This window comes from Pseudoalteromonas sp. MEBiC 03607 (assembly GCF_004792295.1).
Taxonomy (GTDB): Bacteria; Pseudomonadota; Gammaproteobacteria; order Enterobacterales; family Alteromonadaceae; genus Pseudoalteromonas; species Pseudoalteromonas lipolytica_C.
In genome coordinates this window covers 1,043,719-1,061,072 of record NZ_SRRY01000001.1, presented here as the reverse complement: position 1 = coordinate 1,061,072, position 17,354 = coordinate 1,043,719, and the positions used below count along the sequence as shown (strand labels likewise).

The 17,354-nt window shown below is 41.2% G+C and carries 10 protein-coding genes; 4 read left to right on the top strand and 6 right to left on the bottom strand.

Annotation, left to right across the window (positions count from 1 at the left end; all coding sequences use genetic code 11):
• Positions 1 to 92: 92 nt before the first annotated feature.
• The 3 genes from E5N72_RS04835 to E5N72_RS04825 form a co-directional block, all read right to left on the bottom strand.
• Positions 93 to 2,957, bottom strand: a complete 2,865-nt coding sequence (locus E5N72_RS04835) for a TonB-dependent receptor (protein WP_135923468.1) — start codon at positions 2,955 to 2,957, stop codon at positions 93 to 95.
• A 71-nt stretch (positions 2,958 to 3,028) separates the two neighbouring features.
• Positions 3,029 to 3,910, bottom strand: coding sequence for a FecR domain-containing protein (locus E5N72_RS04830; protein WP_135923467.1), 882 nt, complete (start codon positions 3,908 to 3,910; stop codon positions 3,029 to 3,031).
• 36 nt (positions 3,911 to 3,946) lie between these two features.
• Entirely contained in the window at positions 3,947 to 4,510 is a 564-nt protein-coding gene (locus E5N72_RS04825) for a sigma-70 family RNA polymerase sigma factor (protein ID WP_135923466.1), read from the bottom strand.
• A 216-nt stretch (positions 4,511 to 4,726) separates the two neighbouring features.
• Here E5N72_RS04825 and E5N72_RS04820 point away from each other — a divergent pair, with 216 nt between their 5' ends.
• Complete coding sequence (locus E5N72_RS04820) at positions 4,727 to 7,483, top strand: TonB-dependent receptor (protein ID WP_062566515.1); 2,757 nt, start codon at positions 4,727 to 4,729, stop codon at positions 7,481 to 7,483.
• Positions 7,484 to 7,535: 52 nt separating this feature from the next.
• On the top strand, positions 7,536 to 9,362 hold the full coding sequence (locus tag E5N72_RS04815) for a metallophosphoesterase (protein ID WP_135923465.1): 1,827 nt from the start codon (positions 7,536 to 7,538) through the stop codon (positions 9,360 to 9,362).
• A gap of 45 nt (positions 9,363 to 9,407) precedes the next feature.
• Here E5N72_RS04815 and E5N72_RS04810 read toward each other — a convergent pair whose 3' ends face one another.
• From E5N72_RS04810 to E5N72_RS04800, 3 genes are all read right to left on the bottom strand, one after another.
• Positions 9,408 to 12,086, bottom strand: a complete 2,679-nt coding sequence (locus tag E5N72_RS04810) for a M14 family metallopeptidase (RefSeq protein ID WP_135923464.1) — start codon at positions 12,084 to 12,086, stop codon at positions 9,408 to 9,410.
• Between the two features lie 139 nt (positions 12,087 to 12,225).
• Entirely contained in the window at positions 12,226 to 14,472 is a 2,247-nt protein-coding gene (locus E5N72_RS04805; protein WP_240704492.1) for a S46 family peptidase, read from the bottom strand.
• Between the two features lie 182 nt (positions 14,473 to 14,654).
• Entirely contained in the window at positions 14,655 to 14,897 is a 243-nt protein-coding gene (locus E5N72_RS04800; RefSeq protein WP_135923463.1) for a DUF465 domain-containing protein, read from the bottom strand.
• A gap of 265 nt (positions 14,898 to 15,162) precedes the next feature.
• Between E5N72_RS04800 and E5N72_RS04795 the strand changes: the two genes are divergently transcribed.
• A complete protein-coding gene (locus E5N72_RS04795; protein WP_135923462.1) occupies positions 15,163 to 15,792 on the top strand; it encodes a response regulator transcription factor in 630 nt (209 codons plus the stop codon).
• The gene (locus tag E5N72_RS04790; RefSeq protein WP_135923461.1) at positions 15,779 to 17,344 is read left to right on the top strand and encodes an MASE1 domain-containing protein; all 1,566 of its coding nucleotides are present in this window, start codon (positions 15,779 to 15,781) and stop codon (positions 17,342 to 17,344) included. The genes E5N72_RS04795 and E5N72_RS04790 overlap by 14 nt, the downstream gene beginning before the upstream one ends.
• Positions 17,345 to 17,354 lie beyond the last annotated feature (10 nt).

Here is a 17,354-nt window from a genome sequence, read left to right as displayed (position 1 = left end):
TTTTTTGGATAACTCAAAAGCCCGCACTTTGCCCTGCGGGCTTTTTTATTAATAGACAACGTTATTCATCCATATGATGCTTTGATGTTCATTTATAGGGTTAATGAAAGACTCAGTACAAAGCGGCGACCAAATTGCTCGACTTTCATAAGTGATGAGGCGTCGTTTGTTTGCACCTCTCTAACTAGGCTCTTATCTGTGGCATTAAAAATATCAAACCGCAATGCAACTAAATCAGAGAAAAACCAACTGTAACTTAGGTCTACACTTGTAAAATCATCGACATAAACATCTGCATTATTCGATAAGTCTCGTTGCTCTAAAAAATCACTCCGGTAATTCAGGTTAACTGCGCTTTGCCATTTCTTTGCATTAAACAGTAAACGCAGATTTGCAGTTAATTCAGATACCCCTTCGATATCTGTGTTGTCGATTTGCTCCGCCGTTAATTTGGCGTCCAATAACTGACTAACGCTCGATATCATTCGACTTTGCAGTAGAGCATTTGATAACACGGGTAGTTTCAAGTCAGTACTAAATTGCAGCCCACTAATTGCTGCTTGCCCATCATTATTGGCCTGTAAAGCAGGGTATTGCTGCTGTTGATAGGTTACGTTTTTGATTTGTTCAACAATAAAGTTATCGAGCTGATGATTAAAGGCCATTAATTGCAAACTACTCTCTTCCCCTGACCAACTGAAAGATAGGCTTGTGGTGTTGGCTACTACAGGCTCTAAAGCTGGGTTTCCTAATTCGGCATAAGGTAAACCGCCAGAATTAACATGTAGTTTAGGGTTTAAATCAGAATAGTTAGGCCGATTCACTGCACGGCTATAACCTAAGCGAGCAAGCCATTGCTCAGACAACCGCCATTTGAAATTCAAAGAAGGTAACCAAGTAGAAATGTTAACCTGCTCAGAAAGCTTTTCTAATTGGCTATTCTCATTAAGCTGATGCCCTAATGTTTTACTTTTTACATGGCTGTGTCTGAGTCCAAAAGCCGTCGTTAAGCTTTTAAGTTCTGGTATTTGCCATACACTGTGAATATAGCTTTCATAGGCAGTAAATTCGGTTTCATAACTATTTAAGTAATCATTGGCTTGCCGATCGGCAAATGGTAAGTCAATATCATACAACTGTAAAAGGTCACGTTTTGGGATCAGCCAAGCTTGTGTAGGGTGTGACAGAAAATCGGCTTCAAATGCCGTATTTAATGGCTCTAACCAACGGCCATCAAGCGCTGGTAAATCAGTTAACTGTGTTTGCGATAAACTTACATCTTGACGAAGATACTGATGAGAGTGCGTAGACTTTACCGCGCCAAACTGTAAACTCGACAACCCCCAAATAGATGATATTTGCCAAGTGCCATCTATCCCCCATTCTGTTACTTCATCGTTTACTTCAATCTGGCGGCGGCTTAATTGTGATAACTGTGAGTAACTATCAACAAGCGCTAAATTACTGTCCAATTCGTAGTAGGCAAGCTGTTTTCCTGAAATAGAAATCTCTGCAGGTACAGCTTTTAATTCAACATGAGTTCGGGTGATTGGGGTTTGCGTTTCACTCAACGATTCACTGTGGCTGTAAAATGGACTTATTTGCCAGTGGCTGCCATCTTTTGCATACCATGTAGGTAATATTTGTAAGGTTTGCGTATGGTAGTAAAGGCCTGATTCTTCGCGTGAAGATTTACTTTTTGCCGCATTAAATTGCACCGTTTGAATACTGTTTTGATGCTCACCTAATATGGCTGTTGCATCATCACTTGATGGATTAATTGAGAGCCGGTGCTCATCGTAGGTAAAATCGGTGTCTGAACGAAGCCAAAGTGTATTTAATTCAAATCGCTGATTAGGCTGCCAAGCAATATTTGTGTAATAGCTTGCACGAGTTCTATCTTCATGTTCGATAGTAAGTGCTAACGTATCGGTGGGAACTAAGCTATTATTTTCAAGCCCTTGCCACTGATATGCTGCAGGTGCTCCACCATTATTTCCCCAATGCCACGTTTCAAATTGAAATTGCCTTTGTAAGCGGTTTTCGTAATTAAACTTAACGACAGCAGCTAACTTATTGTCAGCTGAAATAGTATTGGCAACTAAACCAAAGCTTGGTTGAAAGTTACGCTCACCTGCAAGGGCTGCACTGGTTAAGGTTACTTTTAGGTGATCATCATCAAATGAAAGCGGATCATCACTGATCAAGTTGACTGTCGCTCCAGCTGCTCCGCTAGGTAACCTTGCATCAGCGAGTTTATATACGGCAATATTGGAAAAAAGCTCGGCGCTGAATGTATCAAAACGATACTGCTGACCATATTGATTCGAGTTACGAACGTTTTCAGTATTTGCTAATCTGTGCCCATTTAACAAGGTTAATTGATACTCAGGGCCTAGTCCCATCGCATTAATATTAAGTGCTTCTCCGCGGTCTCTTGAAATACTTACCCCAGGAATTGCTTGTAGTGCTTCAGCCAAATTTTCAGCAGGTAGAAGAGAAAGCATTGTGCCGCTAGCAAAGTCAGCCTCGCCAATGTAGTTTTGTTTTTGCTGCTGCGCGTAATCGGCACTTTGTTGGTAATCGCGGGCATAAACCACAGAAGAAGCCTGATTGTTTTTATCACCTTTCACTGTCACCTCCTCTATATAGGGCTGTGACAGTGAGTGATGTTGTGTCTGGCTTGGTTTAGAAATAATAATGCCCGATGATGTTTGTTGCCAAATAAAGCCATGTTTTAGCAACAGGGCATCAAGGCTTGCCTCTAGACTAACTGTTCTAGGTAACGTAGCTGAGTTTAAGATAACTGAGCTTATTAGGTTGTCTGGATAAATAATTGCAACTTGGTACTGTTCAGCCAGATCATTAAGCGCTGTTTTTAGAGTGCTTTGTGCAGCAAACAGCTGCTTGGCATACAAACCAAACAGCATCAAAACACAGCAGAAAATACGCCACATTAACTTACATCCTCATTGCTAGAGGAAAATATTGTGCCTATTTTCAATGAAAGGTTTATGACAACATCATGTCAGTTTTCAGCCTTTTTACTTAGCTCAATGCTATCGGGGTATTGGTTTACATCAAGTGCATTTAGCTGGGCGATGAGCTTTGCAGCACCAAGAATGTCGTCAACAGCAAAGCGACCACTTACATGTATATCACTTGGTACATTACTTAATACCACAGGTTTTTCGCTATAACGATTTAACTGAAATAATGCATCATTGATAGACACGTTATCTAAGTCCAACCATCCTTGCTGCCAATCAGGTTGTGAGGCATTAAATTGCAAGACCTGTATTGTAGAATCACTTACTCGGGCACGCTGCCCTTTCACTAATTCAACGTGCTGCGTTCCATCTAAACTGGTTACTGAAACTTTACCATGAAAAACATCAACTAATGTTTCTCGCAATGTTTTGTCCACATTAAAAGCCGTACCAAGAACTTCGATCGTGGCATTGCCCGTATCAATTGTGAAAGGGCGCGATTCATCACGATGTACAGAAAAATATGCTTCGCCATTTGCTAAGGTTGCTTTTCGAGCATGACTATTCTCACTGAACTCAAGTTGCGTATTCACGTTCATTGCGACCTGTGTACCATCAGACAAATTCACTTGTTGTGCTTTACCACTAGTAAATTGTTGAACAGCTACAAGATCAGAGGACGAAATGGACGGCTGTTCATTCACTGGCATTAAAGTCCACATGAAAATAGCAAAGCATGCTGCTACAGCACCGCCTCCCCAAGAATACTGCGTTAAACGACGGCGTTTTTTAGCCTGTTCGAGTTGTTCATTCTGTTGTGCATCCACCAGCTCAAGCGCGGCTAATAATGCAGGGTCGTCCCAAATAGCCTTTTCTAGCGCATTATCAGATTCATAATCATGTTGGTGTGAAGAATTCATCGTTGTCTCAATTGCTGGTAATACTAATATGACGGATTAACTGTCATGACGGGGACATTCATGTACTAAAAAATACTCAGCCATGGCATTTTTCAGCATATCCATTGCCCGTGAAATATGTTTTTTAACTGCTTCTTCTGAGATCCCCAAACTACTTGCAATCTCAGCTCGTGTTTGGCCTTTAATACGGCGGCGAATAAACACATCTCTGCGCAATGCCGGCATTTGCGACAAAACGCGCTGATAAAGTTCAATACGTTGCTCATATTCAAGTGCGGACTCAAGCGATAACGCCTCACAATGAGGCTCATGCTCTAAACTTTCTGGTGTTTTTTTCTGCTCACGGTGGTGATCTATTATCAAGTGCTGAGCCATCCGATAACCATATGCGAGTGGATTATCTATCACATCTAGGTGTTCTGATCTAAGTGCCTTGAGAAGTAGCTTCTGAAATAAATCATCCGCATCAGCACGCTCTGCCACTGCTTTGCAAAAAAAGCCTTTTAAAGCGTCTTGATTTGCTATGAAGCATTGTAAAAGTGTTCTGCTTTGCTCTGTGATCTTATTATCAAAGCCGTTAGTCATTGAAGGTAAAGACATATTTAAGTTAAAGGCTAGCTTATTTATCTGAGTATGACGTAAATGCTAGCCTAAAGAGGACAGCAGTTTGATGATCATTTGGTGACAGTTTTAAGTAACTATCGACTTAAAAGTGTCATGAAAGCTTCATTAAAAAATAGGTCCCCTTCTTTGTTAATGCAGCGTCTTTAGAGGCGAATTTAAACCAAATATTGCATTTAACAGGAATTAACCCTCATGACTTACCGTGCATTTTCATTATCACCTTTAGCGCTTGCTGTTGGCTCATTATTAATTGCTCCCACCTACGCAGAAGAAAACCCAGAGCCAATGGAAGAAATTGTTGTCACTGGCAGCTACATAAAAAGCTTAGAAAAAGCGATTGATTTAAAACGCACTAATATTGGCTTCTCAGATTCAATTGTCGCGTCTGATATCGCAGATTTCCCAGAACAAAACTTAGCAGAAGCTTTACAGCGTATGCCGGGTGTTACGATTGAGCGTAATAAAGGCCTAGGTCAAAAAGTAAATGTACGTAGCTTACCGTCTGAATTTACCTTTGTTTCTATTAACAACCTTGCGACAGCCTCAGGCAGTGGTGGCCGTGATGTTGAATTTGATATGTTTGCGTCAGAAATTATTCAAAGTGTCACCGTTAAAAAATCGCCAACAGCCGCAGATGAAGAAGGCGGCATTGCAGGCTCTGTTGCAATTACGACTGCTCGCCCATTTGACTATGATGGTCGTCAAATAGTGGCATCGGTTGAAGGCGCATATAACGATATCTCTGAGCAAAGCGATCCTAAGTTTGCGTTTTTAGCGAGTAATACCTTTGGTGATTGGGGCGCGCTTGCTTCATTCGCTTATTCAGAGCGTACAAATAGAACAGATAGTAACTCTGGTATTGATTTTCGTCCTCTGTCACGTTGGACAGAAAAATCAGGTTCATCACAATGGCAATCAGACCAAACTGTTGACGTTTTAGAGCGCGATACGGGGATCACTATCAATGATCGCTTCGACAAAGATGAAACCAGCCGCGTTGTATTTATAAATAAAGTCGGCGACAGAGCTTACTTAACTGAACAAGAAAAATGGGGCGCAACTTTATCACTACAATACAAACCGAGCAGTGAATTTAGCCTCACTTTTGATGCGCTACTGGGTAACTTTGATAATCATGAAGACCAGTATGATGCCGCAGCCTATTCAGCTTCAAGTATCAGTGCATTAGAAAAAATAAACAGTTACGATAACACCACCCTTGCAGATTATGGTATTACCGTTTTAACTGATGTTAACTATGCCGCAACGCAGCATGAGTTTTTAAGCAAAGAAAATAGTAGCGATACAGACTACCAGCAATTTAGCTTAACCCTTGATTGGATGATAGGTGACTGGGAAGTTTACGGTGTCGTTGGCTACAGTGGTGCAGATAAATTAGCTGAGACAACTAATTTAAAGCACACTGCTTATGGCCCAACTCGCACTCGTTACACATCAACAGGCGGTGAAACCATTGCCAGCGATAACCCCGACACATTCGATATGTATAATTCTCCTGAAGCTTATACATTTGATTACTATGAAGTAAATCTTGAAGATATCTCTGATGACAAATATGCAGCTCAACTCGATTTTAGCCGCCATTTTCAACTAGATTTCTTCCCTGCATTATCAAAAGTTCAGTTTGGTGCGCGTTATACTGATAAATCAAAACAACGTAATTATGGTAGCAACCGAATCACAGGCCCTAGCGCAGGTGATTCATCGTGGGTAGGCACACGTACCTTAGCTGATAGCGAAATACATACTATTTCAGATTTAGTGTCAGGTGGTGAGTATTTATCTGACGTATCGTCTAAACAAGACTGGAGTCAAATTTCAAATAGCTATGCGCGTAATGAATTACGTTACGATGGTTTCGGCGTTGACTACGCACCGGATCAATTCTACGAAGTGTCAGAAAAAACCACCGCCATTTATGCGATGGCTGATTTTGCATTTGAAATTGGCACCTTACCTGCCACTTTAAATACCGGTGTTCGTTACATTGATACCAATGTAGATTCTTCAGGATATCACCAAGTGCAAGCTAATGATGGCAGCACAAATTATACGCCAGCACCTATCTCAAAAGAAGGTAACTATAAAGAAACTCTACCTAGCATTAACTTTAGCTTAGAGCTTACTGACAACTTACTATTCCGCGCGGCAGCATCAGAAACCTTTATCCGCCCTGCATTAACGGATATTGCTTATAAACGTACTGTGAGTTTAAGTGAATTTAAATACCGCGATGGTAACCCTGATTTAAAACCAACTTATGCAGATCAATGGGAAACAGGCCTAGAGTGGTATTTAGAAGAAGGTGGTTTACTTGCTGTTTCATACTTCGAAAAAGAAATTGAAGGCGTAGTGCGTGAATCTCTAACAGGTGTTGTTACTGATGTAACTAAATATAATGACAATGGTACTGTGGATGGCGTTTACGACTTTGATGTTTATCAAAAAGTAAATGCAGATGGTTCGTACGATGTAAGTGGTATCGAGTTCATTGCACAAATTCCATTTGCACGTTTTCACCCAATGTTACAGGGGTTCGGTATTAACGCTAACTATACGACGCTTGATAACTCACTTACAGGTGCCTCTGATTTAGCGATTCCAACACCACCAGAAGGCTTAGCTGACGAAACCTACAATATTACTTTCTACTACGAAAATGACAGCTTTGATGCGCGTATCTCATACAACTATAAAGACAAGTATGTAGAGTATATTGAACGCGATATGTACCCTGTTTACCGCGATGCCTACGGTCAAACAGATATCTCGTTAGGCTATCAAATAAACGACATGTTTAAAGTCACTCTTGAGGGGATCAATATCACAGATGAAGAAACAACGGGCTACACTATTGCTCCGGCTTTCCCAACTATGTATGAGTTCTCAGGTCGTCGCTTCTCATTAGGCTTACGCGGCAATTTCTAAATACATTATTGGGGCCTTTGCGCCCCAATTTTTTTTCAGCAAGGCAACTTAAATGCGATTATTAACGCTATTTTCACTGCTTTTTGTGGCGCTTCAAACCTATGGCAAAGAGCTAAACACACAAATTGCATTTATTCCCGATGTTCATTTTCACGATATCTATGCTGACTTTAGCCAAAGCGGCTTTAAAGGGGTAAAACTAGATAGCCAAACCAAACCCGTTGCAATTCGTAGTATGAAAGCACAGCTTCACTCAACGCGACTTTTTAATGAAAACTACTTTGCTCTGATAGCGGCTTTAAATGATATTGCCGAACGCGGTGTGAAATTAGTCGCTTTGCCCGGAGATTTTACTGACGATGGACAGCCCGCTCACCTAAAGGGGCTAAAAGCATTATTAAATGATTACACAAAACGCTACGACATGCGTTTTTTTGCTATTCCAGGAAACCATGATCCTGTTAAACCTATAAAAACCGCGGCAGGTAAGTCTGACTTTTTGAACGATGAAGGACGCGAAGTTGCTATTTTTAGCCCAGATCATAAAAACTGTAAAGCGTCACAGACCGACGCTTTGTTTTGCGATGATGGCATTGCTCATGGAGGCTATCAAGAGATAGTCTCTGCTATGGCTGATTTTGGTTTAATGCCTAGTAGCCAAGATTTGCTTTGGCAAACACCTTTTACCAGTGATCATGCAGCCTTGTCAGAACGCCAATATCAACAGTGTAGTGAGGATAAACAACACTGCGTAATGCTCCCCGACACCAGTTATCTAGTGGAACCCGTTGCTGGATTGTGGCTTTTAGCCATAGATGCCAATGTGTATTTACCTGAGTTTAAAAACAACCAACTAACATTCAAAGGCTCTGGAAATGCTGGATACAATAAAGTACTTACTGAAAAACCATATTTAATAACTTGGATAAAGCAAATTGTGAGTGCAGCAAAAAAGCAAAATAAAACGCTTATTGCATTTAGCCATTTTCCGATGGGTGAGTTTTACGATCAACAAAGTGCATCGATTAAAGAGCTGTATGGCAGCGATGCTTTTCAGCTCACTAGAGAGCCAACTAACAATACACAAGAGACCTTAGCGGAAACTGGACTACGTTTGCATATAGGCGGCCATATGCATATGAATGACACCAGCTTGATTAAAACTGCAAAAAATACCCTTTATAACATTCAAGCTCCTTCAATAAGTGCATACCGTCCGGCGTACAAATTGGTCAGCATCATAGGCAGTAAAGCCAAAGTTGATACCGTACTTCTTGATTCTATTGCTGGCTTTGACACGCTATTTCCTGCCTATGAAAAAGAATACAGTTACTTAGCAGAGCATAATCCAGATGAGAAATGGCTTGCGGATATCCTAGATAGTGAAGACTATCACCAGTTTACTTTGCGGCATCTCGCTGGCCTTACGCGTTGGCGTTTTATACCAAGGGAATGGCCGGAAAGTTTTAGAAGCGTGTTACTCTCATTCAGTTTCCACGAGCTATTAGGATTATACGAAAGTCCAATAAATAAGCCTTTAACACAACACTCTGAGCGCGTGCTGAAAGGAGTCACTCTATTTGATTTTATACGCGATTTTTATTTACTCAGAAATGCAGGGACTTTGGCATTTGAAGACATTCCTACAACACACCTAAAAGCATACAAAGTCATGGCCCAGCAATTAAATACAATGGGGCAATGTATACCCAAAGATGTGGGGAAAATAGCACAAACCGTTGATGTTTGTACGCTACAGGTAGGTCTTAGCAAAGCGCTTATGATTTTTGAAAAGCTAGCAGATGGTGAAAACGATCGCTGCTTGATGATTGATCTAAACTTAAATGCAAACAAACCAGCAAAAGCATGTCGCCCTTAATAAAGACGGCACCTAAGTAGGTGCCATTTTTATTGTGCTTAGTAATTACTGAGCATGTGCTGCAGCACGGAAAATCGTGTTAGCTAACATTACATTCATACCTTCAAGGTAAGCACGATAAGTTGGTGATTGTGTAAAACCAATCACCATGCCTTTGCCTTGCGGTTGGTGAACAAGCAATGGCTTATACGCAAGCTGTGCTTTATTTTGCTGCCACAGATAACCACTTGCCAGCACATCGTCTTTAGCTGTGAACCATGCTAAGTTTTTACCTGAGTTAAGTTTTATTGGCGTGTAAATATCATTACCGTAAGCCACTGCAACTAAGCTTTTATCAACTCCAGCGGTTAACCAATGCTCTTGGTCTACTTCAACATTCGCAAGTACACCGGCTACATAGTCTGGCGATGTATGTGGCTCAATGCTCGCTGCTTTTAAATCATCGCGAGAAGTGAATAACTGCCCTGCCACTTTGCTGCTTTTATCATCGCTGCTGTCGGGTTTATCTTCTCGGTAAGCTTGCTCGCGCTTAACATCCAATAAACCGTAATCAGCGTTGGTGGTAAAACGGTTAGCATTACCGAGGGCAATCAACACGCCGCCGGCATCAACCCAGCTTTTTAAATTAGCCGCGCCCGATTTACCGAGTGCTTGCTCGTAATTACCTTCTGGTAAAATAAGCACTTGGTAATCACTTAAATCAGCCCATGCAAGCATTGGCGTACGAATCGCTGTGACGGGATAACCAAGCTGTCTTTCAATAACAAAACGGGTGTTACCGGCACTTAGCTCACTGGTCGGTGCATCCCATGCAATCGCCACTTTTGGTGCGACCATTGGCACTGTTTTGTTACTACCAAAGCTTGGGCCTTCAATCACCCAGCTTGAGTCAACACCATTTACTATTGCACCTGTTTGCTCAGCAATTTGGCTAATTTTGCTGAGTAGGTCTTTATCGTTTAGGCGCTTTTCGATTACTAAGCTACCCGCTGGGTAGTTAGTTTTATCACCTAATACAAATGCTTGGTCAGCAGTTTTCAGTTTAATGCCAGCTTGCAGTGCTGAGGTTAAAAAGCGTGCTGCAGCCGTATCACCCCAAGCAACAATATAAGCCACTGAGGCTTCTGGGTTATTCACTTTGCCAAGCAATGTGTCGTAGGCCTTAACTGCTTTACTGTCTGCGCTTACAGCACGACCACAGCTATCGCTATCAACATTAAACATCATTGGCAGTGACCAACCTGTTACATCGTAAATTTCATCATCCAGATTACGAGCTCGGCGTCTTTCTTGCTCTTTTACAAATGCCTCTGCCATATCTACTTGGTCGGTAAAGGTGGTACGCACAAATACCCCACGCGGCTGCGCGGTATCAATAAAATAGCTACCCGCTTTATACTTAACGCCACAGGCTTTGAAGTCTTCGGTTGCTTGCTTAACTTCAACACCATGCTCAGCCATTAAGGTTGCGAGTCTATGAGCGCCTTCACGGTTACTTTGCTTAGGTAAGATATAAACACGCTCTTTGCTATCTTTACCCGCATCAATCGCATCGACTTGATATTGGTAAAAATCACCCAGTAATTTTTCACGCTGATTGGCAGCCCCTTCGGCAGTCGAAATTGAGGCCACAAACTGACGTTTAACAGTATTAAAATAAGTGAGTAGCTCGCCGGTATTTTTCTCAAATACATGACCACGAGCTGAGCCTACTTCGTAAGTTGATGCTGATGCACCATAAAATACTGGCCAGCTATCACCGTAACCTGGATAAAAGGCATCAAAGATTTCACGGGTAAAATAATCAAAGCCAAATTCATCAAAATACTTCGCATGATTTTGACCAATTGCATCCATGTTGGCGATTTGGGTTTTCGTCATATGCGGATTAAATGGCTGAGCAGCCGGTGCAAAGTAGTAAGATTGGTCGCCGCCCATTTCATGAATATCAACCACCACTTGCGGTTTATACTTATTGATTGCAGCCACCCTACCTTTACTTTCAGGCTGAGTAAGCGCTAACCAATCACGGTTCATATCAAACAAATAATGATTTGTTCGGCCTCTTGGCCATGGCTCATTATGCTCTGCACTTAACCTGTCTGCGCTGTGCTCAAGACCCACAGTTGCATAATAACGAGTAACAAAGCGCTCACGGCCATCAGGGTTTTGTAATGGGTCGATAAACACCACTGTGTTATCTAAAATTTTGCTGTTAACAGCATCATTCGGGGCTGCGAGTAAGTGATATGCAGTAAATAATGCAGCATCGGTTGAGCTAATTTCATTACCGTGCACGGCATACTGAAGCCACACAGACGTCGGTAAATTTTTAATTAGCGACTTAGCTTCTTTTTCAGAGGTAATACGCGGATCAGCCAAGGCTTGGGTGTTATTGGCGAGGGTTTCTAATGAGCGAATATGATCCGCAGTGCCAACCACTGCATAAACCAGTTCACGACCTTCCCAGCTGTTTGCGTACTTAAACACTTTAATACGATCAGGCGCCGCTTGTTCTAGGGCGCTAAGATAACGACGCATATCGCTGTAATTTGTAATGCGCTCACCTACATCGTACCCAAGCACTTGTTTAAATGTTGGAATTTTCTGATTGTAAGCGGTGCCCGGCCACATTGCTTCGGTATTCGTTGCACTGGCATTAAAGCTTGCCGTTATTGCCACAACACTGACTGAAATGGCGTTTATTATTTGTTTGGCGCTCATTATTTTTCCCAAGTAAAAGTATCTGCTTTGTACATTACAAAAGTATTGAAAATAAACAAATTAAAAACGTTAGACTGGCATAAAATAGAGACATAAAAAAACCGCAGCGATTGCTGCGGTTATTATTCACATAGCTTAGTTATTTAACTAAGGTCATTTCATCTAGTAGGTAACCTGCGTTATCAACTTCTTCCATTAACCAAAGCATGTATCGAATATCAACGTGAATTGCACGGGTGATCTTGGCGTTAAAGTACCAATCTTTGGTGATTGATTCATAAGTCGAGTCAAAATTAAGGCCTACTAATTCACCTTTACCATTCATTACTGGCGAACCTGAGTTACCCCCAGTGGTATCAGCGCTACTTAAAAAGTTTACAGGTACTGAGTTTACTTCAAGTGGTTTCGCCGCTTGTGGCTCACAACCAAAGCTGAATAAACTACAGCTGACACCTGGTAAACCTAAGTCACCGCGGTAGTACGCACCAAACGCTTGCTTTTTATATGCTTTAAGTACTTTATCTGTAACAACAAATGGTTTTTCACCTGTGTGTTTAGCTACTAAACCACGTAGTGATGTAAAAGGTGTTTTATACACAGCATCTGCTGCTGGGTAACCATCAACTTGTGCATAGCTTACGCGTAAAGTGCCATTTGCATCTGGGTAAACTGGCTTACCTTTAGCGTTGTTGAAAGCGATCACTGCTTGCATATATTGCGGACGAATTTCAGCTAAACGACCGGCCATTTCTTTTTCATCAGCTTCTTGTGCCATGTTGGTATCGTATAGGGCAACAGCAAGCTTTATGAATGGGTCGTTTGATGCTTCAAACTCTGCGACAGATTTACCAATCCAGTTAACGCGTGCTGCTACATCTGTAAGCTCAGTTTTAGCATAGAAAGACGCAATAATCGCTTCAAGCTCGGCTTGGGTAGTGGTATCTGTGATGCCTAAGCCGTCGTTTAATGCCGCAACTTGGGCTGCTTTATCTTGCGCTAAATAGTTACCTAAGTAGCTTAACCATAAGGCTTTATCGACCTCAGGCGTAAATTGCTTTTGCAAGCGCTCTAAACGGGCTTTAAGCATAGGAAGGTCGCGCTCTTGGTAACCCATTTCGCGCTCTGCATTAGGCTTTTCGCTCTCTTTTGCTAAGCGGTATAAACGAATCGCCGTGCTTAGTAAGTCTGCGCGTTTTGCATAATCAAAGTAAAAGTGACTTTGTTGCTGAGCATGTGCTTCAACTAACAATGCTTTCAATGCATGATATGAATCTGCGTAAGCTTTACGTTCATCACTTTGTGCAAACCAAGCTAGGTACTCTTGCTCTTGTGCGGCTTTAATACCCGGAATATCCGTTACTTTAAAGCCATCTTGTAAGCCTTCCAGTTTCTTTAAACGGTTGTTAGTGCTTTTTACACGAGAGGCGTATTTTACTTGTGCTTGCTCATCGCCTTTGCTTTGCTTGGCAATCACATCAAGGGTCATGTTGTAAGTATTAAGCAATGTTGGGTAATACCAACTCGCTGAATAGTTTACTTCGTCTGCAAGCTTATAGCGGCTAGTACGCCCCGGATAACCTGCCACCAGCACGCCATCACCTAAGCTTACGCCGCTGGTATTCACTTTTAAGAAAGATTTTGGCTCATAAGGTACGTTATCTTCGCTGTAATCAGCAGGTTTTCCATCTTTACCAACATAACCACGTACAAAGGTAAAATCGGCCGTATGACGTGGGTATTCAAAGTTATCGATGTCACCACCAAAGTTACCCAGCGCTTCTGCCGGGGCATACACTAAGCGCACATCTTTGATCATGAGTTGCTTGATCATGAAGTACTCTAAGCCATGGTGGAAATCACGTACCGTACAACGATAGTTAGGATCTGACTCACACTCACTGATCAAGGCTTTGCGGTTTGCTTGAATCGCTTCATAACGGTCTTTGCCGTGTAGATCTGCGGGTAAGTTACCCAGTACGCGATCTGTTACATCATCCACTTGTTCTGTTACATACAAACGCTCTTGCGGGCCTGCTGGTAGCTCTTTTGATAAGTCAGCTGCTAAAAAGCCTTTTTCAATTAAGTTATTTTCTGGTGTGCTGTTATTTTGAATCGCGCCATAAGCACAGTGATGATTAGTTACCGCTAAGCCTTTTGGTGAAACAAATGATGCAGAGCAATAGCCTAAACCAACCACTGCATTGAGTGGGTATTGGTTGAGATCTGCCACTTGTGAAGCCGGTAATTCGATACCAACGCGGTCAAACTCGCTTTGTAATTGTTTTAATTGATGCGGTTGCCACTGCCCTTCATCAGCGTGCGCGCTACCTACAGCGACAACACCCATTAGTGCTAATGAAGTTGTAATCATATTTTTTTTAATCATGTTAATCCTAGTCAGTGCAAAGCACTATTCCATTGTTACCTGAAAAAATCGCGCTAAGACTACCATAACCTTGATTGAGTAAAGGGATATTGCGATTAACAACGATTAGGGAGTGAAAGTAAAAAAGAAATACCCCTTGCTGAGAGTCTGAGTGCAAGGGGTATCATTATTAATATGATTTATTAAGCATTTGCTTTTAAAAAGTCATAAAGCTCATCTTTTAGCACGGCACGTTGATGCTTCTTTTCATGCATGTCAGCATCTTCAATGGGTGAGTTTTGCAATTCAAGCTCACGGATTTCTTTATCCATATCATCGTAACGCTGCATCGTTTTTTTAAAATGAGCGTCAGTTTTCACAAGACTGTGGATTAATTCATTAAACTCTGGAAACTCATTTAACAACGAGTGTTTTTCACCTAGCATGGGCAACTCCTTTGACTAAAAATAAGGTTCAACTTCACTGTATCACTGCAACATACAGAGTCAACGCAGCAACCTTGTCCGAGATCAATAATTAACACGATTCAGAAAATATAGCATTCAAACTAGAAACGTTCCTAAAGCTTAGTGCTGTTAAAATCACGGCATATCAACGCGTATTTAATTTATATAAGAATAATTTATATAAGAATAATTCCTAGACATAACTCATTGAATTGAGGATATAATAAAAATCTATGGAGGGGTTATGCGAATTGGAATCATTGAAGATCATCAACTGGTTAGAGATAGCTTTAAAAAACTATTAGAGCTACAAAGCGGGTGGCAAGTTATCATAGAAGCCTGCTCAGTCACTGAGGCAAAACTTGCTGTTAACTTAGAGCAACCGAATGTATTTATTGTAGATATTTCAATGCATGACAGTGAAAACGGACTCGCATTTCTAGCTTATTTAAACACTCACTTTCCCGACATAAAAACCATTGTTGCTTCTATGTATGACTACGAGCCTTACGTTAGCAACGCCTTAAAGCTCGGCGCTCAAGGTTATGTTTCTAAACGCTCAGCATCTGAAGCTTTAATTGATGCGGTCAATTCAGTTATTAAAGGAGGGCGCTATATCAGTGAAGATGTGAAGTTTAATACCACTTCCCCTGCAAGCAAACTTTCTTTTTTAACGCCAAGAGAGAAAGAGGCACTTCCCTTATTTGCCAAAGGGCTAAATGCTAAACAAGTTGCGCAACAACTCGATATGATGCCCAAAACAGCCCACGTACATAAAACGAATATATACAACAAACTTGAAGTCACTAATTCATTTGAATTATTAAAAATTGCTATAGAGTCCGGGATGATCACACTTGATGAACTGGCATAAGCTCGTTTCAACAAAGTATTCTTCACATAGCTTTATAACTGAAGTATTTAACCAGTTATTGGTGTTTGCGCTTTACTTTTTAGCCTTATATTTATCCTCTTGGGTGAGCAATCATTTAGAAACCGTTGCCCAAAGTAGCGCCATTTACCTACCTGCAGGAGTGAAGCTTGCATTTTTTGTTATTTTGCCTGTGCGCTTTTGGCCAATGCTTTGGATTGCTTTTCGAGTTTATGCGTCGTATTTAAGTGTCTATTATAATGGCGAATGGAGCTTTGATTTATTTCACGGTTTCTTCCAAGAGTTAACTTATATGGCTATTGTCTACAGCTTTAAGAAAAGCCGCTGGCCGCCAAAAGTTACCTCTAATTCAGGTGCTTTGTCGCTAATTCTACTTGCTGTTATTTCAGCTTCTTTTAAATGGTTTTTATTTTCGAGCGCCTTTGAATTCACAACCTGGTTAGAAGGTAAGCAAGTATTACAATATCAACTTAATATGACATTAGGCGACTTGACGGGAACATTATTAGTGGCCCCAGCATTATTGTTACTTAGCCAAAGTTATAGCCGAATGCTTTCTCGTCATCATGCGGTTATTTTATTAAGCTTATTAGCACTAGCATTTCTTTATATAGTAAGTTACCTAAACCACTCAGATCTTTACCCCTTACTACGCCTTTGTTCACTTCTACCGGTAATCTGGTTCTCTTATAAATTTGGTATTAAAGGAGCGATAGCAAGTGCTGTGGTAAGTAATGCTCTGATCGCTGCACAAGCTGGCATCACCCAAGATGCGACCAATACTTACATTAGCCAATTATTTATCCTCGCTAATTCAGTAACTGGCTTACTAATAGGAACCGCCACTAACGAATTAAAGATCAAAAATAATCAGCTACAAGCCAGCAACGAAAAACTCACAGCGCTTCTTGAGAAAAATAAACAACTTGCTAAACGTATGGTGACTGTGCAAGAAAATGAGCGAAAGTACTTGTCTCAAGAACTTCATGACGAATTAGGCCAAAATCTAACAGCACTTAAAACTGACCTGACGGTACTTTCGATAGCGCAACAAAATAATGAAAATACCCTCGTAGAAGGCCTAAAAGAAAATGCAAAAGCGATGTATGACTCTGTCTATCAAATTATGCATCACTTAAGACCTAGAGAGCTTGATGAGCTTGGGCTAGAGCAAGCTCTTAAAGAAGGACGCTTTAACTCTCTGCTAAGTAAAGCATCGATCAAATACGTAGCTGAAATAAACTTAAGTTCAGCAATATCAGATGAACACCAAACAGCTATTTACAGAATTTGCCAAGAAGCGGTTACAAACTGCGTCAAACACAGCACAGCCACTGAACTAAGGCTTAGCTTAAACACTCATGAACAGTATATACGCCTTGCTATTATGGATAATGGAAAAACCAAGACCACACAGCAAGAGTCTGGTGGTTACGGGTTATCATTCATTGAAGAGCGAGTTATCGCTCTTGGCGGCACATATACTGTTACTGAAGTAGATGGATTTAAAATTGAAGTGTACTTTGATATTTGAATACTTACAC

Bases quoted from the DNA above. Each gene is read 5' to 3' on its own strand.
- E5N72_RS04835 (WP_135923468.1), bottom strand. From the start codon at position 2,957: ATGTGGCGTATTTTCTGCTGTGTTTTGATGCTGTTTGGTTTGTATGCC.
- E5N72_RS04820 (WP_062566515.1), top strand. From the start codon at position 4,727: ATGACTTACCGTGCATTTTCATTATCACCTTTAGCGCTTGCTGTTGGC.
- E5N72_RS04795 (WP_135923462.1), top strand. From the start codon at position 15,163: ATGCGAATTGGAATCATTGAAGATCATCAACTGGTTAGAGATAGCTTT.
- E5N72_RS04790 (WP_135923461.1), top strand. From the start codon at position 15,779: ATGAACTGGCATAAGCTCGTTTCAACAAAGTATTCTTCACATAGCTTT.
- E5N72_RS04830 (WP_135923467.1), bottom strand. From the start codon at position 3,910: ATGAATTCTTCACACCAACATGATTATGAATCTGATAATGCGCTAGAA.
- E5N72_RS04810 (WP_135923464.1), bottom strand. From the start codon at position 12,086: ATGAGCGCCAAACAAATAATAAACGCCATTTCAGTCAGTGTTGTGGCA.
- E5N72_RS04825 (WP_135923466.1), bottom strand. From the start codon at position 4,510: ATGTCTTTACCTTCAATGACTAACGGCTTTGATAATAAGATCACAGAG.
- E5N72_RS04800 (WP_135923463.1), bottom strand. From the start codon at position 14,897: ATGCTAGGTGAAAAACACTCGTTGTTAAATGAGTTTCCAGAGTTTAAT.
- E5N72_RS04805 (WP_240704492.1), bottom strand. From the start codon at position 14,472: ATGATTAAAAAAAATATGATTACAACTTCATTAGCACTAATGGGTGTT.
- E5N72_RS04815 (WP_135923465.1), top strand. From the start codon at position 7,536: ATGCGATTATTAACGCTATTTTCACTGCTTTTTGTGGCGCTTCAAACC.